The following is a 21,976-nucleotide window of genomic DNA, read 5'->3' as shown; positions in this document are numbered from 1 at the left end:
CCATCTGTGACGCCATGCAGACGAACCCCACTCACACCAGCCTGGTCGCGGTCGGCGACTCCTTCACCGAGGGCATGTCGGACCTGCTCCCCGACGGCACCTACCGGGGCTGGGCAGACCTCCTGGCGGGCCGGATGGCCGCCCGCACCCCCGGCTTCCGGTACGCCAACCTCGCGGTACGGGGCAAGCTGATCGGGCAGATCGTCGACGAGCAGGTACCGGTGGCGGCCGCGATGGGCGCCGACGTGATCACCCTGGTCGGCGGTCTGAACGACACGCTGCGCCCCAAATGCGACATGGTCCGGGTACGGGACCTGCTGACGGAGGCCGTGGAGCGGCTCGCCCCATTCTGCAAGCAGTTGGTGCTGATGCGCAGTCCCGGCCGGCAGGGCCCGGTCCTGCAGCGGTTCCGGCCGCGCATGGAGGAGCTGTTCGCGGTCGTCGACGAGCTCGCCGCCCGGCACGGCGCCCTGGTCGTCGACCTGTACGGGGCGCCCTCGCTCAGCGACCCGCGCATGTGGGACATGGACCGGCTGCACCTGACGGCCGAGGGCCACCGACGGGTCGCCGAGGCGGTGTGGCAGGGGCTGGGTTACGACCCGGAGGACGCCGACTGGCACACGCCGATGCCGGCCACCCTGCCGCCGGGCTGGGTCATGCGGCGCGTGGCGGACGCGCGGTTCGCCCGGCAGCACCTGCTGCCGTGGATCGGCCGCCGCCTCACGGGCCGCTCCTCCGGCGACGGGCTGCCGCCCAAGCGGCCCGACCTGCTGCCCTACGAGGATCCTGCGGAGTAACCCGCCATGACCACGCGGGTGATGAACGTCAGGGGCCGCCTCCACGAGTACGGCCCCCGGCTGGAGCACGCCCCCGCGGAGGTCGTCCACGTGGGCCGCCGCCGGACCATGGGCGGCTGGGACCTGCCCCGGCATCCGCTGTACAACCCGTTCGCCTACGACACCCCGAAGAGGAAGCGGGACGGGACGCGGGCGGAGGCCATGGCGAAGTACCGGGCGATCTGCTGGGGCGGCCGGATCTGCTCGCGCTGGTGCCCGAGCTGCGCGGGAGGACGCCGGCCTGCTGGTGCGCACCGGAGCAGTGCCACGCGGAGGTACCGGCCGAACGCGCCGAGCGGCTCTCGTAGGTTCCGACGAAAAGGCCGGTGCGCTGGCCTGCACGAATCGCCAGTAGAATCCGTACACGTGACTTCTGCGCCCGCCAAGCCCCGCATCCCGAACGTCCTCGCCGGACGCTACGCCTCCACCGAGCTCGCCACGCTCTGGTCGCCCGAGTACAAGGTGAAGCTGGAGCGGCGGCTCTGGCTCGCCGTGCTGAGGGCCCAGAAGGACCTCGGGATCGAGGTGCCCGAGCAGGCGCTCGCCGACTACGAACGCGTCCTCGAGCAGGTCGACCTCGCCTCCATCTCCGAGCGCGAGAAGGTCACCCGCCACGACGTGAAGGCACGGATCGAGGAGTTCAACGACCTCGCCGGGCACGAGCAGGTCCACAAGGGCATGACGTCCCGCGACCTCACCGAGAACGTCGAGCAGCTCCAGATCCGCCTCTCCCTGGAGCTGATCCGCGACCGTACCGTGTCCGTGCTCGCCCGGCTGGGCAAGCTGGCCGGTGAGTACGGCGAGCTGGTCATGGCCGGCCGCTCCCACAACGTCGCCGCGCAGGCCACCACCCTCGGCAAGCGGTTCGCGACCGCCGCCGACGAGCTGCTCGTGGCGTACGGACGGGTCGAGGAGCTGCTGGGCCGTTACCCGTTGCGCGGCATCAAGGGCCCGGTGGGCACCGCGCAGGACATGCTGGACCTGCTCGGCGGGGACGCCTCCAAGCTGGCCGAGCTGGAGCAGCGGATCGCCGACCACCTGGGTTTCTCGCAGGCGTTCACCTCGGTCGGCCAGGTCTACCCGCGCTCGCTGGACTACGAGGTGGTGACCGCGCTGGTGCAGCTGGCGGCGGCGCCGTCGTCGCTGGCGAAGACGATCCGCCTGATGGCCGGGCACGAGCTGGTCACCGAGGGCTTCAAGCCGGGCCAGGTCGGCTCGTCCGCCATGCCGCACAAGATGAACACCCGTTCCTGCGAGCGCGTCAACGGCCTGATGGTGATCCTGCGCGGCTACGCCTCGATGACGGGCGAGCTGGCCGGTGACCAGTGGAACGAGGGCGACGTGTCCTGCTCGGTGGTGCGCCGGGTCGCGCTGCCGGACGCGTTCTTCGCGCTCGACGGTCTGCTGGAGACGTTCCTGACGGTGCTCGACGAGTTCGGCGCCTTCCCCGCGGTCGTCGCCCGGGAGCTGGACCGTTACCTGCCGTTCCTCGCCACCACCAAGGTGCTCATGGGCGCGGTGCGCGCGGGGGTGGGCCGTGAGCTCGCCCACGAGGCCATCAAGGAGAACGCCGTCGCCTCCGCGCTGGCGATGCGTGAGCAGGGCGCCGAGCGCAACGAGCTTCTCGACAAGCTCGCCGCCGACGAGCGCATCCCGCTCGACCGCGCGCAGCTGGACGCCCTGATGGCCGACAAGCTGTCCTTCACGGGCGCGGCCGCCGACCAGGTCGGCCTCGTCGTCGGCCGGATCGAGGAGATCGTCAAGCGGCACCCGGAGGCCGCGGGCTACACCCCCGGAGCGATCCTCTGACGCGCTTCACCCCGGCGGAGCTGGAGGCCGCCCGCGACCGTCTCGTACCCGACGTCGTCGCGGACGGCCTGCGCGTGCTGTTCTGCGGGATCAACCCCGGTCTGATGACGGCGGCGACGGGGCACCACTTCGCCCGCCCCGGCAACCGCTTCTGGCCGGTGCTGCACCTGTCCGGCTTCACACCGAGGCTCATGAAGCCGTCGGAGCAGCGGGAGTTGCTCTCGTACGGGCTCGGCATCACCAACGTGGTCGAGCGGGCCACCGCCCGGGCCGACGAACTGAGCGCGGAGGAGTACCTGGAAGGCGGGCGCCGGCTCACGGCGAAGGTGACGCTGCTGCGGCCCCGTTGGCTGGCGGTCGTGGGTGTCACGGCCTATCGGGCCGCTTTCGACGACCGGAAGGCCCGGGTGGGGCCGCAGGAACGGGTCATCGGGGACACCCGCGTGTGGGTGCTGCCGAATCCCAGCGGTCTGAACGCGCACTGGACGGCGGCGACGATGGCCGAGGAGTTCGCCCGGTTGCGGGAGGCGGCGCAGGGTTAGCCGGTCGTCAGGGCGGGTCCGTGTCGGTGACGACGAGGAGGAGTTGTATCTCGTCGTCCGGATCGAGATCGGCCACACCGAGCGCCGCCCATCGGCCGTGCTCCGTCAGCTCCCAGAGGTAGACGTCGCCCATGGTGAGGCTGAGCCGGGCCCAGGGTTCTGGTATCTCCTCCGTCGCCGTCCGCAGCCGTATCGTCTGCAGGCCGATCCGTTCCGGCTCTCCCCAGGACTCGGTCAGGACGTGGGCCGCGTCCTCCTTGTCGTCGTGGAACCGCTCCGCCGCCGTGATCCGCTCCGCGGGGTCCTTGGCCACGAGACCTGTGCTCGTGGCCAACTCGGCCGTGATGTACCTCTGCTGTGCCGGGAACGCCTGGGTGCCCAGCAGGTCGATCCCGGCGAGGTGCTGATCGGGGCTCATGCCTCCAGTAAACCGGTCACCTCTGACAATTGGTGAGGCGTCAGAAGGGCATGGCCGTCAGGCGTCCCGGCGGCGCACGCTCCAGCCGCCGGCCAGCAGGGCGAGCGCCGACCACAGCGCGGTCACGGCGAGACCGGTCCACGGTCCCAGCGGTCCGTCGTGCGTCTCGTACAGGACGACCTGACCCGCCTTGTCGGGCAGGAAGTCGGCGGCGGTGCCGGTCTTGTCCCCGATCACGAACGAGACGACGAGGATGAACGGGATCAACAGGGAGAGCGTGCCCACCCCGCTGCGCAGCAGGGCGGCGAGGCCGGCCGCGAACAGGGACATGAGCATGAGGTACACCCCGCAGCCGACGACGGCGCGCGTCTGCTCGTCGGCGGTCAGTCCGTCCGCCGCCCCGCCGAGACCGGCCCGTGCCGCGAGGAGGGCCGCCAGAGCGGTGGCCAGTCCCACGACGAGGGACGGTACGGCGATGGCGGTCGCCTTGGCGGCGAACCACCGTCCGCGCCGGGGCGTGGCGGCGAGGGTCACTCGGAGCGCACCGCCGTGGAACTCCGACGCCACGGCCATGGCACCGAACGAAATGGCGGCGATCTGGCCGGGGATGACCCCGGACAGCGCCGTGAACAGCGGGTCCAAGCCTGGGTCGGAGGTGTCCGAGGCACCGGCGAGCGCGGAGAACGCCGTGGTCGCGACGAACACCGCCAGCAGCGCGCCGCACAGCGACCGCAGCGTACGGATCTTGATCCACTCGGCGTGCAGAGCGGGGGCGAACGTCATCGTCGGGCCTCCTGGGGACGTGCGGTGAACTCGGTCTCGGTCGCCGTCAGATCGAAGTAGGCCTGCTCCAGGGTGCCCTCCTCGGAGGCCAGTTCGAGCAGGGGAAGGCCGGCGCCCGACGCCAGGCGGCCGATGTCGTCCACGCGCGCGTGGTGCACGGTCCAGTGGCCGTCCTGGTGCCGTTCGGCGTCCAGGCCCCGCTGGGCGAGGAGCGTTTCGAGAGCGGGGTCGTCCGTCGTGCGGACCCGCACGCGTGGCTGCACGCGCGCGTCGATGAAGTCCCGCATCGGCATGTCGGTGAGCAGCCGGCCGCGTCCGAGGACGACCAGGTGGTCGGCGAAGGACGCGGTCTCGTTCATCAGATGGCTGGAGACCAGGACCGTACGCCCCTCCCCCGCCAGTCGGCGCACGAGTTCGCGGACCCACACGATGCCCTCCGGGTCGAGGCCGTTGGACGGTTCGTCGAGCAGGACGACCTCGGGGTCGCCGAGCAGGGCGGCGGCGATGCCCAGCCGTTGGCGCATGCCCAGGGAGTACGTCTTCACCCGGCGCCGCGCGACCGACGCCAGGCCGGTCTCCTCCAGCACCTCCTCGACCCGGCGTGCCGGGAGGCGGTTGCTCGCCGCGAGGGCCCGCAAGTGGTCGCGGCCGGTGCGGGATCCGTGCGCGGCCTGGGCGTCGAGCAACGCCCCGACGTGGCGCAGGGGTTCGTCCAGGGTGGGGTAGGGGCGGCCGCCGATCGTGGCGGTGCCGGAGGTGGGGCGGTCGAGGCCGAGGAGGAGACGCATGGTGGTGGACTTGCCGGCGCCGTTCGGGCCGAGGAAGCCGGTGACGCGGCCGGGCAGGACCCGGAAGGTGAGGTCGTCCACGGCGCGTCGGGTGCCGTACTCCTTGGTCAGGTTGCGGACGTCGATGCTGGTCATGGCAGCAGCGTGGCCGTCGACGCGGGGTCGGCGCCTCCCCCGGTGGTGGAGATCGTCTCCCCCGTGCGGGGGAAGCCGGTTGTCAGTGGCGGCTGGCACGATGACGAAATGGTCCGCTTGTTGCGCCCGTTCACCCGGGCGGTCACGTACACACGATGGCTGCATCTGTTCATCGCCGTCGTGTGGCCGACCATGTGGTGGTTCCTCGACAACACGCGGATGTACCTGGCGGCGGTGCCGCTCGCGTTCGCCGGACTCGTGCCGGCGATGCGGACCGTGGAGGGGCTGCAGGCCGGCCCCCTGCTGCTCGGCCAACGGCACGACGCGAAAGACCCGGACATCGTCGCGGCGCCCTCCGTCACCTGGGGCGACCGTTGGCGGACGGTTCTGTGGCTGGAGTGCCGACTGATCCTCGGCTCTGCCGTCGCCTTCCTCACCATCCAACTGCCCATGCTGACCGGGGACTTGGCGGGTGCGGCCAGAGGCGGTACGCCGGACCCCGCCACGTTCGTCCAGGTACCGGGACACCACTGGTGGTACGCGCTCCTCGTGCCGCTTCCCGTGATCGCGCTCGGCGCCGCCGTCGTGCTCGCCGGCTCGCTCGTCACCCTGGTGGCGCGGCGTCTCCTCGGCCCCTCCCCCTCGCAGCGGCTCGCCGCCCTGGAGGAACGCACCGAGCAGCTGCTCGAACGCACCCGTATCGCGCGCGAGCTGCACGACTCGATCGGGCACGCGCTGACCATCGCCGTCGTGCAGGCGGGCGCGGCCCGGGCGGCGGGCGACGCGGAGTTCACCGACCGTGCGCTCGTCGCCATCGAGGAGACGGGGCGGGCCGCGCTGGAGGACCTGGAGCGGGTGCTCGGCGTACTGCGCGAGTCGGGTCGTCCGGTGAGCAGCCGCCCCACCCTCACGGACGCCGACCGTCTCCTGGAGTCCGCTCGGGCCTCGGGCGCCAAGGTGGACGCCGAACTGTCCGGCCCCGTGGAGAAGGTCCCGGGGCCTGTCTCCCGCGAGGGCTACCGCATCCTCCAGGAGTCGCTGACCAATGTGGTGCGGCACGCGGGGGCCGTGCCCGTCACGGTGCGCATCGAGGTGGCCGACGACACCCTCGCCCTGGAGGTCCGCAACCCGCTCACCGCCGAGATACCGGGGCCCGGCCGGGGCAGCGGTCTGCGCGGGATACGCGAGCGCGCGGCCCTGCTCGGCGGCCGGGCGCGCACCGGCCCCTCCGAGGGTGACTGGCAGGTGCATGTCGAGCTGCCGTTGAGTTGATCTAGGCTGGCCGGATGCCGGTCACCGTTCTCCTCGTCGACGACGAACCCCTGGTCCGCGCGGGTCTGCGGGCCGTGCTGGAGGCGCAGCCCGACATCGAGGTCGTCGGGGAGGCGGCCGACGGGGCCGCGGTGCTCCCGTTGGTGCGGCAGCTGCGGCCCGACGTGGTCGCCATGGACGTCCGCATGCCGCTCCTCGACGGCATCGAGGCCACGCGCACCGTGCTGCGGACGGTGCCCGAGCCGCCGAAGATCCTCGTGGTGACGACCTTCGAGAACGACGAGTACGTGTACGAGGCGCTGCGCGCGGGGGCCGACGGTTTCCTGCTGAAGCGGGCCCGGCCCGCCGAGATCGTGCACGCGGTGCGGCTGGTCGCCGAGGGCGAGTCGCTGCTGTTCCCCGCCTCGGTGCGGCGCCTGGCCGCCGAGTACGGCGACGACGGGGGCAACCGCGCGGCCCGGGACGTCCTGGAGCGGGCCCGGCTGACCGAGCGCGAGGCGGAGGTGCTGCGGCTGATGGCCCGCGGCCTTTCGAACGCGGAGATCGCGGCGCGGCTGGTCGTCGGGACCGAGACGGTGAAGTCGCATGTGAGCGGGGTGCTGGCCAAGCTGGGCGCCCGGGACCGCACCCAGGCGGTGATCACGGCGTACGAGTCGGGGTTCGTGGCGCCGGGCTGAGTGGCGGTGGGCCGAGTGGCGGCGGGCCGAGACGACGGCGGCCCGAGTGGCGGTGGGGAGGTGACCGATCGCACTCGCGGGGAGTTCACCGCGCCGAGTACGATCCGCCCCACACGCGCACGAGCTGGGAGGACGGACCTTGGGACGGCTGACCGGCGGGGACCCCTCGCTGCTGCGCAGAATCAACTCCGCGGTGGTGCTGCACGCGCTGCGTGCCACCGACTGCGCGACGCTGACGGAGGTCACCCGGGTCACCGGGCTGTCCCGGCCGACCGTCGAGGGGGTCGTCGAGGGGCTCATCGAAGCCGGCCTGGTGGTCGAGCAGGCGGCCGAGGAGGGCGCCGCCCGGCGTCAGGGGCGGCCCGCGCGCCGGTTCCGGTTCCGCGCGGAGGCGGGGCATCTGCTGGGGCTGGAGATCGGGGCGCACCGCGTGGCCGCGCTCCTCGCCGACCTGGACGGCCGGGTGCTGGGCGCGCAGGTCAAGGACGTCGACGAGACGGCTCCGGCGGACGAGCGCCTGGAGCGGCTGCGCACCGTGGTCGCCGAACTGCTGCGCCGGGCCGGGGTGCCACGCAGCTCGCTGCGGGCGGTGGGCGTCGGCACCCCGGGGATAGTCGAGACGGACGGCACGATACGGCTGGGCGCCGCGCTGCCCGAGTGGACGGGGCTGCGGCTGGGCGAGCGGCTGAGCCGCTCCTTCAAGTGCCCGGTGCTGGTGGAGAACGACGCCAACGCGGCGGCCGTCGCCGAGCACTGGAAGGGTTCCGCCACCGAGTCCGACGACATCGTGATGGTGCTGGCAGGGCTGAGCCCGGGCGCCGGTTCCCTGATCGGCGGTCGGCTGCACCGGGGGTACGGCGGGGCGGCCGGGGAGATCGGCGCGCTGCATCTGCTGGGCCGTGAGGTGACTCCGGAGACCCTGTTGTCCACGACGGACCAGCCGCTGCACCCATTGGACGAGCAGGCGGTCGCCAAGGTCTTCGCGCAGGCCCGCGAGGGCGACCAGCGGGCCCGGGCAGCCGTCGACCGCTTCATCCAGCGGCTCGTGCACGACGTGGCGGCGCTGGTGCTGGCCCTCGACCCGGAGCTGGTCGTCGTCGGCGGCTGGGCGGTCGGGCTGGACGGCGTACTGGAGCCGCTTCGCCAGGAGCTGGCCCGCTACTGCCTGCGCCCCCCGAAGGTCACCCTCTCCCTCCTCGGTGAGGCAGCCGTGACGACCGGTGCGCTACGGCTGGCGCTCGACCACGTGGAGGAACAGTTCTTCGCGGTGGAGGGGACGGTCACGGCACGCCGCTGAGGGGACGCGGCCCGAGCGAGGTACAGGGCGGGCGCGGCGTGGGCGGCTGCGGCGTCGTCGTGGTTGTTCGCGCAGCTCCCGCGCCCCGAAGGGGCGCGGGGAATCTGCTGGTCAGGACGCCTGGCGTTCCGGACCGTGGGTGATCTCGACGCCGCCGGACGCGCCGAAGGTGAGTCGGCAGGTGTCCGCGCGGTAGGTGGCGACGGAGAGCGCCGCGGTGCGGCCCTCGGCGAAGAAGCGGGTGGTGACGACCAGGACGGGCGCCCCCGGGAGCCGGTCGAGCTCCTTCGCGTCGTCCGCGCGGGCCGAGCCCAGTTCGACGGCGCGGTCCTGGCCCTCGAGCTCCAGACGCTGCAGCTCGCGCAGGACGGAACGCGCGCGTGCCACCGAGGACGGGGCGTCGATGGCAGAGAGGTCGGGCACCGACGCCTCCGGGATGTAGAGGAGCTCGGCGGCGACGGGCTGACCATGGCTCATCCGGGAGCGGCGCACGGTGTGTACGGCCTCGTCACGGCCGGTCTCCAGCGCGTCGGCGACGGCCGCCGGCGGAACCGCCTCGGCACAGTCGACGGGCTGCCACGCGTCACCGGCCGCCCCCGGCCAGGCGTGCGACTCCGTGCCCACGGCCACGCCCATGCGGGGCGGGGCGACCGTCGTGCCGACTCCGCGACGGCGCTGGAGCCTGCCTTCCAGTTCGAGCTGTTCCAGGGCCTGACGGAGCGTCGCGCGGGCGACCCCGAACCGGGCGGCGAGATCGCGTTCGTTGGGCAGGATCTCGCCCACCGCGAACTCCGAGTCCAGTGCCTCGCTGAGCACGGTCTTGAGGTGCCAATACTTCGGTTCCGGCACCGTTTCCAACTGCGTGGTCCCCACCCTGTCCTCCGCAATCGCCGTGATCCGGCGGCCTTTTAGCGCCCTTGTTTATTAAAGGTTGTTGCACTTGTCTGCGACCATAGGGCGGCCCCCACCCTTGGTCAAGACCAATGCTCGAGCGCCCCGCGCGGGCGGTGGTCCACGCGTCCAGTACGGCTGGACCACTCATCCGTGCACCCGAGTCGGCGTGGTGGTGACAGCGACTCCAGGTCGGCAGCCACCGTCTCATCCCATCCGACACGCTCAGCCGTGTCCAGGCGAACCATGCCGTTCCGGCGCAGAATGGCCGGGAAGCCGGGGGTGACCCGAACCACGAGAGGACACGCATGCGGTACGCGGTGCTGGGCACGGGCGAGGTCGGCCGCACACTCGGCGGAAAACTGGTGGAGCTGGGGCACGAGGTGACGCTGGGCTCACGGACCGCGGACAATCCCGTCGCCCTGGAGTGGGCCCGAGACGCGGGTGAGCGGGCCGGCGTCGGCACGTTCGCGGCGGCGGCCTCGGGCGCCGAGGTGGTCGTGAACGCGGTCGGCGGCCGGGTGGCACTGACCGCGCTGCGGGACGCCGGGGCCGAGAACCTGGCCGGGAAGGTGCTCATCGACGTCTGCAACCCGCTCGCGTTCGAGGACGGCCGGCTGCGGCTGTCCCCCGTGGAGTCGGACAGTGTGGGCGAGCAGATCCAGCGGGCGTTCCCGGACGCGCGCGTGGTGAAGGCCCTCAACACGGTGAATTGCCGGGTGATGGTGGCTCCGCACCTGGTGCCGGGGGACCACGCCCTCTTCTTGTGCGGTCAGGACCCGGACGCCAAGGAGCTGGTGACCGCGCTGCTCGGGGAGTTCGGCTGGCCGCGCGGGCGTGTGATCGACCTGGGTGACATCGAGGGGGCCCGTGCGATGGAGATGCTGATGCCGCTGTGGATCCGGCTGTTCCAGGGTTTCGGGCACGCGGAGTTCAACTACGAGCTGCGCCGGGCGCGCTGACAGCCGTACGGGCGCGGTCCTGGCGGCAACTTGGGGCTACCCGTCGGTAGTAATTGCTGACAAGCTGTCTTGCACGCGTCCGCCGCGAGTCGGCGAACCGGTCGATCGGCCATCCGGCGACCAGGCGAACCGGCGAGTCCCAGACGAGGAGCACCCATGTCCGACACCGTCTCCTTCAAGGTCCCCTCTCCGCACGGCCCGCAGAGCGTGACCGTCTCCTACACCCGTGCGGGCACCGGCGACCCGCTGCTCCTGTTGCACGGCATCGGCCACCACCGCCAGGCCTGGGACCCCGTGGTGGACATCCTCGCCACCGAACGCGACGTGATCGCGGTGGACCTTCCCGGCTTCGGCGTCTCGCCGGGCCTGCCGGACGCCCTCGCCTACGACCTGCCCACGACGACCGCCGTGTTCGGCGCCTTCTGCGAGGCTCTGGGGCTGGAACGACCGCATGTGGCGGGGAACTCGCTGGGCGGCCTGCTGGCCCTGGAACTCGGCCGTGAGAAGCTCGTACGGTCCGTCACGGCCCTCTCTCCTGCCGGATTCTGGTCCGAGGCCGAGCGGCGCTACGCCTTCGGTGTCCTGCTGGCGATGCGGCACATCTCCCGGCGGCTGCCGCTGCCGCTGGTCGAGCGGCTGTCGCGGACCGCGGCCGGCCGTACGGCACTGACGAGCACGATCTACGCCCGGCCCGGCCGCCGTTCACCCGAGGCCGTGGTCGCCGAGACGCTCGCGCTCGCGCGGGCGACCGGATTCGACCAGACGCTGCGGGCCGGCGCGACCGTCCAGTTCACCGACGACATCGTCGGACTGCCGGTCACCGTTGCCTGGGGCACCAGGGACATGCTGCTCGTGCGCCGCCAGGGCCTCCGCGCCAAGCGGATCATCCCGCAGGCCCGACTGGTACGGCTGCCCGGCTGCGGCCACTGCCCGATGAACGACGACCCGGCGCTGGTCGCGCGCGTCATCCTCGACGGCAGCCGCTGAGAGACCGCTCCGCCCGGACGGTCCCCTGCCCAGGCGCAAGGCGCCCGAGCCGAGGGCGACTCCGGCGCCCACCAGGGCGCTGCCCGCGACCTGGTGGGCAGCGCCGTAGGAGCCGGTGCCGACGAGAGGGGCTGTGCAGGCGGCCGCGACGGGGATCAGACCGGAGAAGAGGGTGGCGCGTTCGGCGCCAATGCGCTGCATGCCCCTGTACCAGCACACGAAGCCGACGACGGTGACGACGGCGGCCTGCCACAGCAGCGCGGCGGCCTCGCCGGCGTCGGGCAGCCGCAACCACCCGGCGCCGTCGACGAGCAGACCGGCCGCCGCCGACTCGAGTGCGGCGAGGCCGCACACCGTGGCCGACAGCAGCCGGGGACCGAGCGGCCGCAGCACGGGCACGGCGAGGACCGCGAAGCCGACCTCGCCGGCCAGCGCGCACACCGAGAAGGCGATGCCCGCACCGTCCGTACGCCCCCACCCCTGAACCGCGCAGGCGCCGGCGGCGACGAGCAACGCCCCGTACAGGACCATGCGTCGGGGACGGCGGCCGTCCAGGGGGACGGTCCCGTACGCCTGGTCCTCAAATACGCACATCTGTCACCGGCGCGGATACGGGACGGGGTGGGCCTGATGGCGGAGGCCACGAGCGGCTGACGTGACCTCCGAAGCGCAGCTTCCCCGGTCAGTTGTTCACCCGTGGTTTCCGTGTGCGCCGCGCCGCCCCAGTAGGTGTGGGAGTGCACACTGGCCGGTTCCCGTCCCTGGAGGCGCACCCATGTCACACCGTCCGTTCCCGGGCCGCCGCAGCGTTCTGCGCGGCTCGCTGGCCGCGTCGGCGGCCCTCACCGTGCCCGTCGGCCTCGGCGCGGCACCGGCGTTCGCCCGCTCTGGGCGCCCCCGGGCGAGCTGGGGCGCGCAGTCCGGGGACGTGACGACCGACTCCGGTCTGGTGTGGGTGCGTTCCGACCGCCCGGCCCGGATGATCGTCGAGACGTCGGCGACGGAGTCCTTCCGCGACCCGCGCCGATGGCACGGCCCGCTGCTCGGCTCGGATACCGACTTCACCGGCACGACCAGGCTGCGCGGGCTGCCGGCCGGCGAGCAGATCCACTACCGCGTGCTGCTCTCCGACCCGGACGACCCGCGCCGCACCGGCGAACCCGTCACCGGCACCTTCCGGACGGCGTCCGCACGGCGGCGCGACGGCGTGCGGTTCGTCTGGTCCGGCGACCTGGCCGGGCAGGGCTGGGGCATCAACCCGGAGCTCGGCGGCTACCGGATCTACGACGCGATGGCCGCCCTCGACCCCGACTTCTTCCTGTGCAGCGGCGACAACATCTACGCCGACGGCCCGCTCACGGAGACCGTGGCCCTGCCCGGCGGACGGACCTGGCGGAACGTCGTCACGGAGGAGAAGTCGAAGGTCGCCGAGACGCTGGCGGAGTTCCGCGGCAACTTCCGCTACAACCTGCTGGCGGAGAACCTGCGCGCCTTCAACGCCAGGGTCCCCTCGATCATCCAGTGGGACGACCACGAGGTCACCAACAACTGGTTCCCGGGCGAGATCTTCGCGGACACCCGGTACACCGAGAAGAACGTCGACGTGCTCGCCGCGCACGCCCGGCAGGCGTTCTCGGAGTACTTCCCGATCTCGACGCTGCGCCGTCCCGACGGCCGGATCTACCGGGTGCAGCACCACGGCCCGCTCCTCGACGTCTTCGTCCTGGACATGCGCACCTACCGCGACGCCAACTCCCCCGACGACCAGGCCTCCGACCCGGTGGGCATCCTCGGCCGCGAGCAGCTGGAGTGGCTCAAGCGCGAGCTGGCCCGCTCCCGCGCGGTGTGGAAGGTGATCGCCTCCGACATGCCGCTCGGCCTGGTCGTGCCGGACGGCACCGACGGCAGGCCGAACATCGAGGCGGTCGCGCAGGGCGACCCGGGTGCCCCGCTCGGCCGTGAGCTCCAGATCGCCGAGCTGCTGCGGTTCGTCAAACACCGGCGGATCACCGGCACGGTGTGGCTGACGGCGGACGTCCACCACACCTCGGCCCAGCACTACGACCCGTCCCGGGCCGCGTTCAAGGACTTCGAGCCGTTCTGGGAGTTCGTCTCCGGTCCGCTCAACGCGGGCGCCTTCCCGGCGAACGCGCTGGACGGCACGTTCGGTCCGGACCGCGTCTTCGTCAAGGCGCCCACCACGGCCAACGTCTCACCGGCGGACGGCTTCCAGTTCTTCGGCGAGGTCGACATCGACGGTGACAGCGGGGAGCTGACGGTGCGGCTGCGCGAGCAGGACGGCACCGTACTGTTCACTCAGGTGCTGCAGCCCGGGCGCGTGGGGCAGTAACTCCCGTAGGCTTGACGGGGCCGCGTGCCGGAGTCATCCCTCGGCGCGCGGCACACCCGTCAAAAGCGCAATAATATAGGGCAGAAGCATGCTTTACCCATCAGTCACAGAGCGTTCGTGATCACGCAACACGCTTCCTCCACAGTGGCTGCATGACTCACGATCTGTCCCGTGTGGCCCTGCTGATGATCTCGGCCGTTCTCCTGACCGCCGCGGTGGCCTTCTTCACCTGGTGGTCACGCCGCCACGGCCACGCCCCGCCCGCGAGTGATACCGACACCCGGCCGCCGGCCGGGGAGAGCGGCCTGTGGCGGATGCGGGCCACCGTGAAGGACGAACCGGGCTCGCTGGCCGCGCTGTGCACGGCCCTCGCCGGACACCGGGTCGACATCCTCAGCCTGCAGACGCATCCGCTCGGCGCTGACACCGTCGACGAGTTCCTGCTGCGCGCCCCCGGCGAACTCTGCGGGGACGACATCGCCCGGGCGGTGTCCGCGGCGGGCGGCACCGGCACCTGGATCGAGCGGGCCGACGCCCACGACCTGGTGGACGCGCCCACCCGGGTCCTTGGCCTGGCCACCCGCACCGCGCTGGACGCGGCGGAACTCCCGATGGCGCTACGGCAGTTGCTCGGTCGTTGCACGATCCGCTCGGTGCCCGCGCGGCCCCCGGGCGGCGGCCGCGCGACGGAGAGCGTCCCGGTCGAGGGAGCCCTGGAGGACACCGTGATGCGGCTGCGCGCGCCGGAAGGCGGAGTGATCACGGTGGAGCGGCCCTATCTGCCGTTCACCCCGACCGAGTTCGCGCGGGCACGCGCCCTGGTGGAACTGGACGCCCGCCTCGGCCCGCGCGTCCCGCGCAGCCACGACGTGCTGACCCTGCCCGAGGGCAACGACATCACCATCCGCCGGGCCGACACCGGCGACCTGGCGGCCGCGAAGGCGATGCACACGCGGTGCTCCCCCAGGACCCTCGGGATGCGCTACCACGGGCCGGTCGGCGACGCGGACCGCTACCTCAACCACCTGCTCAGCCCGCGTTTCGGCCGCACCCTCGCGGCCCGGACCGCCTCGGGCCGGGTCGTCGCACTCGGCCACCTGCTGTGGGACGGCGACGAGACGGAGGTCGCCCTGCTCGTCGAGGACGACTGGCAGCGGCGGGGCCTCGGCAGTGAACTCCTCGCCCGGCTGGTCGCGATGGCCGAGGAGGCGAACTGCGCGAGCGTGTACGCCGTGACGCAGTCGTCCAACACGGGCATGGTCGCGGCGATGCGTGGCCTGGGGCTGCCCCTCGACTACCAGATCGAGGAGGGCACCCTCGTCGTCACGGCCCGCCTGGACGCGGCGCCGGCAGAACGGGGGCACGCGGCGGGGGTTGCGAGGCGGTTGTCGAGTGCGGGTGAGTGAGGGGCGACCGGAGCGCCGTGGGAGCTGAGGGCGACTGGCGACTGCGGGTACGTCGTGGCTCTTCGCGCCCACGCGGCGGAGCCGCAGATGTCACAGCCCCGCGCCCCTATCGGGGCGCCGCCAACGCGCCGTCCAGATCGGCCCACAGGTCATCGACGTCCTCCAGGCCCACCGACAGGCGCAGCAGGCGGTCGCTCACCCCAGCGCCCCGGCGGTCCGCCGCGTCGACGATGCGGTGGCTGATCGAGGCGGGGTGCTGGATGAGGGTGTCGACGCTGCCGAGGCTTACGGCGGGCGTGATCAGGCGGACGCTCGCGATGACCTCGTGCGGGTCGCCGGCCACCTCGAAGGCGATCATCGCGCCGCCGATACGCGGGTAGTGGACTCGGGTGACCCGGGGGTCGGCGGCCAGGCGGCGGGCGAGTTCCGCGGCGTTCGCGGAGGCGGCCCGCACCCGGACCGGCAGCGTCGACAGGCCCCGCAGCAGCAGGTAGCCGGCCAGCGGGTGCAGCACCCCGCCGGTGGCGAACCGCACCTGCCGCAGCCGCCCGGCGAACTCCTCGTCGCAGGCCACCACCCCGGCCATCACGTCCCCGTGCCCGCCCAGGTACTTGGTGGCGCTGTGCAGCACCAGCCGCGCGCCCTGCTCGGCGGGACGCTGGAGCACGGGCGTGGCGAAGGTGTTGTCGGCGAGCAGCGGCACGCTGCCGCAGGCGTGGGCGACCGCCCGCAGGTCGAGTTCGGCGAGGGTGGGGTTGGCCGGGGACTCGACCATCACCAGGCCGGTGTCCGGCCGCAGCGCGTCCGCGATCCCGGCAGGGTCGGTCCACGTGACCTCCGAGCCGAGCAGCCCGGCGGTCAGCAGGTGGTCGCTGCATCCGTACAGCGGGCGTACCGCCACCACGTGGCGCAGGCCCATCGAGGCCCGTACCAGAAGTACGGCGGTCAGCGCGGCCATCCCGCTGGCGAACGCGACCGCGCTCCCGGTGCCCTCCAAGCGGGCCAGGGCCGCCTCGAAGCGGGCGACGGTCGGGTTGCCCAGGCGGGCGTAGACCGGCGGGCCGTCGGGTTCGGCGCCGGTGGTGGCGAAGGCGTCGATGCGGGCGGCCTCGCCGCGGCTGTCGTAGGAGGGGTAGGTGGTGGACAGGTCGATCGGCGGGGCGTGCAGGCCCTGCCCGGCCAGGTCGTCCCGCCCGGCGTGCACGGCCTCGGTGGCCAGTGCGCGGGGTGCTCTCGCCGCGGTGCGGCGTACGTCGTCGTACGCGTGCGTGGTCGCTGAGTCCATGGTCGGAAAGGGTGAACACCGACCGGGTCGGATCGGGGCACAGCCGTGTTACGTTCGGCCGGTGACCGAATCCGTCGTACTGGATCCGGTGGATCTCCAGCTGCTGCGGCTGCTGCAGAACGACGCCCGGACGACCTACCGTGACCTCGCCGCCCAGATCGGGGTGGCGCCCTCGACCTGCCTGGACCGCGTGACCCGGCTGCGCCGGGCCGGCGTGATCCTCGGGCACCGGCTGCGGGTCGATCCGGCCAAATTGGGGAGGGGGTTGGAGGCGCTGCTGTCCGTGCAGGTCAGGCCGCACCGGCGGGAACTGGTGGGACCGTTCGTGGAACGGATCCGGGCGCTGCCGGAGGCACGGACCGTCTTCCACCTCACGGGTCCCGACGACTACCTGGTCCATGTGGCGGTCGCGGACATGGCGGACCTGCAGCGACTGGTCCTGGACGAGTTCACCGCCCGGCGCGAAGTGGCCCGCGTGGAGACCCGGTTGATCTTCCAGCAGTGGGAGTGCGGGCCGCTGCTGCCACCCGCTACGCCGTCGGCGCAATCCGGGTGACGTGCCGCGGGCCCCGTACCAGGATGGTCCGCATGTCTGAGACGAACATCCCGCTGCCCCGCGAGGTCGCCGACGCCTACGTCGACGAGCTCATCGCCCTCGATCCGGTCACCGGTACCTACCTCGGCGTACGGGAGAGTTCGAGCCGTCTCCCCGACCTCTCGCCGGCCGGTCAGGACGCGCTCGCCCAGTTGGCGCGGACCACCCTCGCGCGGCTCGACGAGGCGGAGCGCCGGCCCGGCGCCGACAGTGACATCGAGCGGCGCTGCGCCCGCCTGTTGCGTGAGCGGCTGACCGCGGAACTCGCGGTGCACGAGGCCGAGGAGGGCCTGCGCGCGGTCGGCAACATGGCGACCCCCGCGCACCACGTCCGCGAGGTTTTCACGGTGACGCCCGCGGAGACGGACGAGGACTGGGCGGCGATCACCGAGCGGCTGCGCGCGGTGCCGGCCGCGCTGGCGGGCTACCGCGCGTCCCTGACCGTCGGCCTGGAGCGCAAGCTGTACGCGGCGCCCCGCCCGACCGCCACGTTCGTCGAGCAGCTCGCCGAGTGGGCGGACACGGGGGCGGGGCGCGGCTGGTTCGAGGACTTCGTGTCCGTCGGTCCCGAGTCGCTGCGCACGGAGCTGGACGAGGCCGCCCGTACGGCGACCGCCGCCGTCGGGGAGCTGCGCGACTGGATGCGTGACGTCTACGTACCGACGATCGAGGGCGCGCCGAACACGGTGGGGCGGGAGCGCTACGCCCGCTGGGCGCGCTACTTCAACGGCACGGACCTCGACCTGGACGAGGCGTACACGTACGGCTGGGCGGAGTACCACCGCCTGCTCGCCGCGATGAAGGAGGAGGCCGAGAAGATCCTGCCCGGTGCCGCCACGCCGTGGGCCGCGCTCGCGCACCTCGACGAGCACGGTCGGCACATCGAGGGCGTGGACGAGGTCCGGACGTGGCTGCAGGGTCTGATGGACCAGGCGATCGAGTCCCTCGACGGCACCCACTTCGACCTCGCCGAGCGGGTCCGCAAGGTGGAGGCGCGCATCGCCCCGCCGGGCGGCGCGGCGGCCCCGTACTACACGCCCCCGTCGGTGGACTTCGCCCGGCCCGGCCGCACCTGGCTGCCGACGATGGGCGAGACCCGCTTCCCGGTCTACGACCTCGTCTCGACCTGGTACCACGAGGGTGTCCCCGGCCACCACCTCCAGCTCGCCCAGTGGGTGCACGTGGCGGAGGACCTCTCCCGCTACCAGGCCACCGTCGGCATCGTCAGCGCGAACGCCGAGGGCTGGGCGCTGTACGCGGAGCGGCTGATGGACGAGCTCGGCTTCCTCACCGACGCGGAGCAGCGGCTCGGTTACCTGGACGCGCAGATGATGCGGGCGGTGCGGGTGATCGTCGACATCGGCATGCACCTGGAGCTGGAGATCCCGGCCGACTCCCCGTTCCACCCGGGCGAGCGCTGGACCCCCGAGCTGGCCCAGGAGTTCTTCGGGGCGCACAGCAGCCGTCCGGCGGACTTCGTCGAGAGCGAGCTGACCCGCTACCTCACGATCCCGGGCCAGGCGATCGGCTACAAGCTCGGCGAGCGGGCCTGGCTGCTGGGCCGGGAGAAGGCGCGCGAGCGGCACGGCGACGCGTTCGACCTGAAGGCCTGGCACATGGCGGCCCTCTCCCAGGGGTCGCTGGGCCTGGACGACCTGGTGGACGAGCTGGCGGCTCTCTGACCGGTCGTTCCCTCATCCGCGCCGGAACCCGCCCTCCGAGTCGATCACCTGCCCCGTGACCCAGCCCGCCTCGTCCGTCGCCAGCCAGGCGATGAGGCGGGCCGGGTCGTCGGGCCTGCCCCAACGGCCTGCGGGGAAGCGGGCCGCGACGGCCGCGTGGACCTCGCCGGTCAGGTAACCCGTGTCCACGGGGCCGGGGTTGACCGTGTTCACCGTGATGGCGTGCTCGGCGAGCGTGGTGGAAAGGGAGCGAGTGATCGAGGCGAGGGCCCCCTTCTGCAGGGCGTACGCGATCTCGCCGGGCATGCCGCCCGCCTTGTCCTGCCCGGACGTCATCATCACCACGCGCCCGCCCGGCCCGGGCGATGCGGCGCGCGCCCTGGCGTACGCCTGCACGAGCAGCACCACCGAGCGGGTGTCGACCGCCCAGTGGGCGTCGAGCATCGCCGCGTCGATCTCGTCGAGGGTGCCGTCGGAGCCGCTGCGGGCGTGGTTGGCGACCAGGATGTCGAGCCGTCCGCCGAGGGCCGCGGACGCGGTGGCCACCAGCTCGGCGGGCGCCGCCGGGTCGGACAGGTCACCAGGGCCCGCGACGACCAGCGCGTCGGGGGCGCCCTGGGCAGCACGGACGGAGGCGGTCACCTCCTCGGGCCGGTCGGCGCCCCAGGGCATCTCGGCGTCGTGCGGCACGTGGTGGTGCAGGTACACGCTCGCCCCGTAGGCGACGAGCCGCCGTGCCACCGCGTGTCCGATTCCGGCCCGTCTGCTCGCGCCGGTGACCAGAGCGGTCCGGCCGCGCAATGGCAGGGGGTCACGGCGGAGGTCTTCGGGCGTGGGGTGCGGAAGGTGGGACATGGTCGTCCATGATGGGGAGGCGGGTGCGGGCGACGCACTTGGTTTTCACGGCGCCCGTCCTCGCCACGACTCAGTCCGCCAGCTTCCTCACCTGCACCAGACCCAGCCAAGTCTCCGGCCCCGGCTGCACGTTGGCCGCGCGGACGGCGTAGTGACCGGGCGTCAGCGCGATCCTGACATGGTCGGTACCGGCGGAGTCGTTGCCGGGCCAGGCCGCGTCGAACAGGAGCACCGGGCCGGGGACGGTCCAGCGGACCTCCGGCTCCCACAGGGCCGTTTCGAGTGCCGTCTGCACCTCGGCGAGGAGTTCCTCCTCGGAGTCGGCGGCGGACCACCGTACGAAGGTGCCGTGGTCCGGAAGGTACGTGGTGGAGGCCGGTTCGTCGCCGAACACCAGAGCCGCGCTGTCCCCGACGGGCAACAGCCCGATGAAGCCGTCCACCTCGCAGGCCCGGTCGTAGTCCGAGGCCGTCTCCTCCCCGTCGGCACCCGTCCAGAACGGCAGCACCGCCTCGGGTACCGCGATGAGCGGGCCGCCGCCCGACTCCACCCATTCCGCCGCGCCCGGTTCCGCGTATCTCACCATGGCGCAAAAACCTACAGGCGAGGCGGGCGCACCCGGCAACCGGGCGGAACCGGGCCGGGTCAGGCGGGTTGCGCCCACTCGACGAACTGGACGACGACACCGTTGGGGTCGGTGACCTGGAAGAGCCGCTCGCCCCAAGGCTCCTCGCGCAGGGGCATGGTGATGGCCACACCCTGCTTGTGCAGTCGCTCTTCCTCGTCCGCGAGACCGGTGACGGTGAACGCCAGGATGAGCCCCGACGCACGCTGGTTGCGCTGCTCGGCCGGCAGGACGTCGGTGCCCCGGCGCAGCAGAACGATGTCCGCAGCGGCATCCTCGCGGCTCAGCGAGGCGAATCCGTCGGCGGCGGCCACCTCGGTGTAGCCGAGGTGGGTGGTGAAGAACGCGTGGGACGCGGCCACGTCGTCGACGGTGAGCGAGACGGTTGAGGCGGTGATCTGCAAGGTGCCCTCTCCAGAGAACGAAGGAAAACTTATGACGGACGTAAAATTACACGCAGCGCACCATGGCGGTCAACATATTTTTACTACGAGCGTAAGATTGCCATCATGGCTATCGACACGACGGGACTCCGAGAGTCCAAGAAGCGCGAGACACGGCAGCTGATCTCGGACCATGCGACCCGGCTCTTCCTCGACCAGGGCTTCGAGCAGACGACCATCGCGGAGATCGCCGCCGCCGCCCGGGTCGCGAAGAAGACGGTCACCAACTACTTCCAGCGCAAGGAGGATCTGGCCCTCGACCACCAGGAGGAGTTCGTCGCCGGCCTGGCCGAGGCCGTGGCGGGCCGCGCGACGGGAGAGTCCGCGCTGAGTGCGCTGCGCGGCGGATTCCTCGCCGCGGTCGAGGAGCACAATCCCGTGGCAGGCTTCAGCGGCCCGGACTTCTCCCGGATGATCGCCGAGAGCCCCACCCTCACCGCCCGGCTGCGCGACCTACACGACCAGCGAGAGCACGCGCTGGCCGAGACGCTCACGGAGGCCACCGGCGCCGCCGACGACGACATCACCCCCCGCGCCGTCGCCGCCCAACTCGGCGCCGCCCACCGACTGCTGTTCCGACGCATCCAGGACCTGACCCTCGCCGGCCACGACAACACCCACATCGCCGCCGTGATCACCCGCGAAGCCACCCAGGTGTTCGCCCTGCTGGAACCGGCCCTCGGCGACTACGCCATCGCCCCTTGAGCCCTCGGTGCAACGAAGGAGCCCGGATTCAGCAGCCGCAGTCCGCCGCGTCCACGGGCGCCGTCAGCGGATCGGCCGCACGCCGCTCGCGGCCCTGCCAGGTCTCGAACTCGAAGCCCTCACGCACCCAGTACTCGAACCCGCCCAGCATCTCCTTGACCTGGTAGCCGAGTTCGGCGAGGGCGAGCGCTGCGCGGGTGGCGCCGTTGCAGCCGGGGCCCCAGCAGTACGTCACCACGGGCACGCTCTTGTCCAGGAGCTGTCCGGCCTGCTCGGGGATGAGCGCGGTGGGCAGGTGGACCGCGCCGGGGATGTGGCCCTGGTCCCAGGACGCGGTGGAGCGGGAGTCGAGGACGACGAATCCGGGGTCGCCGTCGGTGGCGAGCGCGGCGGCGACGTCGGAGACGTCCGCGTGGAAGGCGAGGCTCGCGCGGAAGTAGGCGGCCGCCTCGGCGGGGGCGGCGGGGGCGGTGCGCAGGACGGGGCCGGCGGTCGTGGGGGTCATCGTGGGCCTCTCTGGGCTGATTGCCCGGGCTGCTTTCCGGGCTGTCCCGGGGCTGCGTTCCGGGCTGGTTTCCGGGCTGGTTTCCGATGACCAGAAATCTACGGTCGGAGCACCGCTCCCAGAAGGAG

Annotated in this window: 23 protein-coding genes and 1 pseudogene; 15 read left to right on the top strand and 9 right to left on the bottom strand. The window is 72.5% G+C overall.

Annotated elements, in window-relative coordinates; all coding sequences use genetic code 11:
• Positions 1–14 precede the first annotated feature (14 nt).
• From IG99_RS11500 to mug, 4 genes and pseudogenes are all read left to right on the top strand, one after another.
• The gene (locus IG99_RS11500; RefSeq protein ID WP_037672547.1) at positions 15–797 is read left to right on the top strand and encodes an SGNH/GDSL hydrolase family protein; all 783 of its coding nucleotides are present in this window, start codon (positions 15–17) and stop codon (positions 795–797) included.
• A 6-nt stretch (positions 798–803) separates the two neighbouring features.
• Positions 804–1,144, top strand: a pseudogene (locus IG99_RS45265) (DUF4326 domain-containing protein).
• A gap of 58 nt (positions 1,145–1,202) precedes the next feature.
• Positions 1,203–2,645, top strand: a complete 1,443-nt coding sequence (gene purB / locus IG99_RS11495; protein ID WP_037672545.1) for an adenylosuccinate lyase — start codon at positions 1,203–1,205, stop codon at positions 2,643–2,645.
• On the top strand, positions 2,642–3,187 hold the full coding sequence (gene mug / locus IG99_RS11490) for a G/U mismatch-specific DNA glycosylase (RefSeq protein ID WP_078947656.1): 546 nt from the start codon (positions 2,642–2,644) through the stop codon (positions 3,185–3,187). Before purB ends, mug begins: the two co-directional genes overlap by 4 nt.
• A 7-nt stretch (positions 3,188–3,194) precedes the next feature.
• Here mug and IG99_RS11485 read toward each other — a convergent pair whose 3' ends face one another.
• Genes IG99_RS11485 through IG99_RS11475 form a run of 3 tightly spaced genes read right to left on the bottom strand, consistent with a single transcriptional unit; the run spans position 3,195 to position 5,311 of the window.
• Complete coding sequence (locus IG99_RS11485; RefSeq protein ID WP_037672537.1) at positions 3,195–3,605, bottom strand: hypothetical protein; 411 nt, start codon at positions 3,603–3,605, stop codon at positions 3,195–3,197.
• Positions 3,606–3,662: 57 nt separating this feature from the next.
• Positions 3,663–4,388: an ABC transporter permease gene (locus IG99_RS11480; RefSeq protein ID WP_037672534.1), complete on the bottom strand. Its 726-nt coding sequence runs from the start codon at positions 4,386–4,388 to the stop codon at positions 3,663–3,665.
• A complete protein-coding gene (locus IG99_RS11475) occupies positions 4,385–5,311 on the bottom strand; it encodes an ABC transporter ATP-binding protein (protein ID WP_037672531.1) in 927 nt (308 codons plus the stop codon). The genes IG99_RS11480 and IG99_RS11475 overlap by 4 nt, the downstream gene beginning before the upstream one ends.
• Before the next feature lie 108 nt (positions 5,312–5,419).
• Here IG99_RS11475 and IG99_RS11470 point away from each other — a divergent pair, with 108 nt between their 5' ends.
• From IG99_RS11470 to IG99_RS11460, 3 genes are all read left to right on the top strand, one after another.
• A complete protein-coding gene (locus IG99_RS11470) occupies positions 5,420–6,583 on the top strand; it encodes a sensor histidine kinase (protein WP_037672528.1) in 1,164 nt (387 codons plus the stop codon).
• Positions 6,584–6,597: 14 nt separating this feature from the next.
• Positions 6,598–7,260: a response regulator transcription factor gene (locus tag IG99_RS11465; RefSeq protein ID WP_037672526.1), complete on the top strand. Its 663-nt coding sequence runs from the start codon at positions 6,598–6,600 to the stop codon at positions 7,258–7,260.
• 139 nt (positions 7,261–7,399) lie between these two features.
• Complete coding sequence (locus IG99_RS11460) at positions 7,400–8,557, top strand: ROK family transcriptional regulator (protein WP_037672524.1); 1,158 nt, start codon at positions 7,400–7,402, stop codon at positions 8,555–8,557.
• Positions 8,558–8,668: 111 nt separating this feature from the next.
• On the opposite strand, the gene IG99_RS11455 is transcribed toward IG99_RS11460, so the two are convergent.
• On the bottom strand, positions 8,669–9,430 hold the full coding sequence (locus tag IG99_RS11455; RefSeq protein WP_037672523.1) for a GntR family transcriptional regulator: 762 nt from the start codon (positions 9,428–9,430) through the stop codon (positions 8,669–8,671).
• A 326-nt stretch (positions 9,431–9,756) separates the two neighbouring features.
• Here IG99_RS11455 and IG99_RS11450 point away from each other — a divergent pair, with 326 nt between their 5' ends.
• The 5 genes from IG99_RS11450 (at position 9,757) to IG99_RS11430 (ending at position 15,153) form a co-directional block, all read left to right on the top strand.
• Positions 9,757–10,410 carry an NADPH-dependent F420 reductase gene (locus tag IG99_RS11450; protein ID WP_037672521.1) on the top strand — a complete coding sequence of 218 codons (654 nt, stop codon included), beginning with the start codon at positions 9,757–9,759 and terminating at the stop codon, positions 10,408–10,410.
• Between the two features lie 156 nt (positions 10,411–10,566).
• Positions 10,567–11,397, top strand: coding sequence for an alpha/beta fold hydrolase (locus IG99_RS11445; protein ID WP_037672519.1), 831 nt, complete (start codon positions 10,567–10,569; stop codon positions 11,395–11,397).
• A 93-nt stretch (positions 11,398–11,490) separates the two neighbouring features.
• Entirely contained in the window at positions 11,491–12,051 is a 561-nt protein-coding gene (locus IG99_RS52370; protein WP_463607309.1) for a hypothetical protein, read from the top strand.
• A 121-nt stretch (positions 12,052–12,172) separates the two neighbouring features.
• On the top strand, positions 12,173–13,747 hold the full coding sequence (locus IG99_RS11435) for an alkaline phosphatase D family protein (RefSeq protein WP_037672518.1): 1,575 nt from the start codon (positions 12,173–12,175) through the stop codon (positions 13,745–13,747).
• Positions 13,748–13,899: 152 nt separating this feature from the next.
• Positions 13,900–15,153, top strand: a complete 1,254-nt coding sequence (locus IG99_RS11430) for a GNAT family N-acetyltransferase (protein WP_051865211.1) — start codon at positions 13,900–13,902, stop codon at positions 15,151–15,153.
• A 106-nt stretch (positions 15,154–15,259) separates the two neighbouring features.
• Here the strand turns inward: IG99_RS11430 and IG99_RS11425 are convergent, their stop codons facing one another.
• On the bottom strand, positions 15,260–16,438 hold the full coding sequence (locus tag IG99_RS11425) for a trans-sulfuration enzyme family protein (RefSeq protein ID WP_051865207.1): 1,179 nt from the start codon (positions 16,436–16,438) through the stop codon (positions 15,260–15,262).
• Positions 16,439–16,499: 61 nt separating this feature from the next.
• Between IG99_RS11425 and IG99_RS11420 the strand changes: the two genes are divergently transcribed.
• A complete protein-coding gene (locus tag IG99_RS11420) occupies positions 16,500–16,994 on the top strand; it encodes an Lrp/AsnC family transcriptional regulator (RefSeq protein ID WP_037672517.1) in 495 nt (164 codons plus the stop codon).
• Between the two features lie 32 nt (positions 16,995–17,026).
• On the top strand, positions 17,027–18,715 hold the full coding sequence (locus IG99_RS11415; RefSeq protein ID WP_037672515.1) for a DUF885 domain-containing protein: 1,689 nt from the start codon (positions 17,027–17,029) through the stop codon (positions 18,713–18,715).
• Positions 18,716–18,727: 12 nt separating this feature from the next.
• On the opposite strand, the gene IG99_RS11410 is transcribed toward IG99_RS11415, so the two are convergent.
• The 3 genes from IG99_RS11410 to IG99_RS11400 all read right to left on the bottom strand — a co-directional run bounded on the left by IG99_RS11410 (position 18,728) and on the right by IG99_RS11400 (position 20,599).
• Positions 18,728–19,570, bottom strand: coding sequence for an SDR family oxidoreductase (locus IG99_RS11410; RefSeq protein ID WP_037672513.1), 843 nt, complete (start codon positions 19,568–19,570; stop codon positions 18,728–18,730).
• Positions 19,571–19,640: 70 nt separating this feature from the next.
• Positions 19,641–20,156, bottom strand: a complete 516-nt coding sequence (locus tag IG99_RS11405; RefSeq protein ID WP_037672511.1) for an immunity 21 family protein — start codon at positions 20,154–20,156, stop codon at positions 19,641–19,643.
• 59 nt (positions 20,157–20,215) lie between these two features.
• Positions 20,216–20,599, bottom strand: coding sequence for a VOC family protein (locus IG99_RS11400; RefSeq protein ID WP_037672509.1), 384 nt, complete (start codon positions 20,597–20,599; stop codon positions 20,216–20,218).
• Positions 20,600–20,704: 105 nt separating this feature from the next.
• On the opposite strand from IG99_RS11400, the gene IG99_RS11395 reads away from it, so the two are divergent.
• On the top strand, positions 20,705–21,343 hold the full coding sequence (locus IG99_RS11395; RefSeq protein ID WP_037672506.1) for a TetR/AcrR family transcriptional regulator: 639 nt from the start codon (positions 20,705–20,707) through the stop codon (positions 21,341–21,343).
• Positions 21,344–21,371: 28 nt separating this feature from the next.
• On the opposite strand, the gene IG99_RS11390 is transcribed toward IG99_RS11395, so the two are convergent.
• Positions 21,372–21,848 (bottom strand): rhodanese-like domain-containing protein, encoded by a 477-nt coding sequence (locus IG99_RS11390; protein ID WP_037672503.1) that lies wholly within the window; start codon positions 21,846–21,848, stop codon positions 21,372–21,374.
• Positions 21,849–21,976: the final 128 nt, after the last annotated feature.

The organism is Streptomyces griseus subsp. griseus (assembly GCF_000720255.1).
GTDB classification, from domain to species: Bacteria; Actinomycetota; Actinomycetes; order Streptomycetales; family Streptomycetaceae; genus Streptomyces; species Streptomyces griseus_I.
This window is presented reverse-complemented; position numbering and strand designations above follow the sequence as displayed.

Coding starts and splice junctions, on each gene's coding strand:
- IG99_RS11405 (WP_037672511.1), bottom strand. CDS start 20,156: ATGGTGAGATACGCGGAACCGGGCGCGGCGGAATGGGTGGAGTCGGGC.
- IG99_RS11430 (WP_051865211.1), top strand. CDS start 13,900: ATGACTCACGATCTGTCCCGTGTGGCCCTGCTGATGATCTCGGCCGTT.
- IG99_RS11425 (WP_051865207.1), bottom strand. CDS start 16,438: ATGGACTCAGCGACCACGCACGCGTACGACGACGTACGCCGCACCGCG.
- IG99_RS11480 (WP_037672534.1), bottom strand. CDS start 4,388: ATGACGTTCGCCCCCGCTCTGCACGCCGAGTGGATCAAGATCCGTACG.
- IG99_RS11500 (WP_037672547.1), top strand. CDS start 15: ATGCAGACGAACCCCACTCACACCAGCCTGGTCGCGGTCGGCGACTCC.
- IG99_RS11410 (WP_037672513.1), bottom strand. CDS start 19,570: ATGTCCCACCTTCCGCACCCCACGCCCGAAGACCTCCGCCGTGACCCC.
- IG99_RS11435 (WP_037672518.1), top strand. CDS start 12,173: ATGTCACACCGTCCGTTCCCGGGCCGCCGCAGCGTTCTGCGCGGCTCG.
- IG99_RS11465 (WP_037672526.1), top strand. CDS start 6,598: ATGCCGGTCACCGTTCTCCTCGTCGACGACGAACCCCTGGTCCGCGCG.
- IG99_RS11445 (WP_037672519.1), top strand. CDS start 10,567: ATGTCCGACACCGTCTCCTTCAAGGTCCCCTCTCCGCACGGCCCGCAG.
- IG99_RS11450 (WP_037672521.1), top strand. CDS start 9,757: ATGCGGTACGCGGTGCTGGGCACGGGCGAGGTCGGCCGCACACTCGGC.
- IG99_RS11475 (WP_037672531.1), bottom strand. CDS start 5,311: ATGACCAGCATCGACGTCCGCAACCTGACCAAGGAGTACGGCACCCGA.
- IG99_RS11415 (WP_037672515.1), top strand. CDS start 17,027: ATGTCTGAGACGAACATCCCGCTGCCCCGCGAGGTCGCCGACGCCTAC.
- IG99_RS11395 (WP_037672506.1), top strand. CDS start 20,705: ATGGCTATCGACACGACGGGACTCCGAGAGTCCAAGAAGCGCGAGACA.
- IG99_RS11470 (WP_037672528.1), top strand. CDS start 5,420: ATGGTCCGCTTGTTGCGCCCGTTCACCCGGGCGGTCACGTACACACGA.
- IG99_RS11390 (WP_037672503.1), bottom strand. CDS start 21,848: ATGACCCCCACGACCGCCGGCCCCGTCCTGCGCACCGCCCCCGCCGCC.
- IG99_RS11485 (WP_037672537.1), bottom strand. CDS start 3,605: ATGAGCCCCGATCAGCACCTCGCCGGGATCGACCTGCTGGGCACCCAG.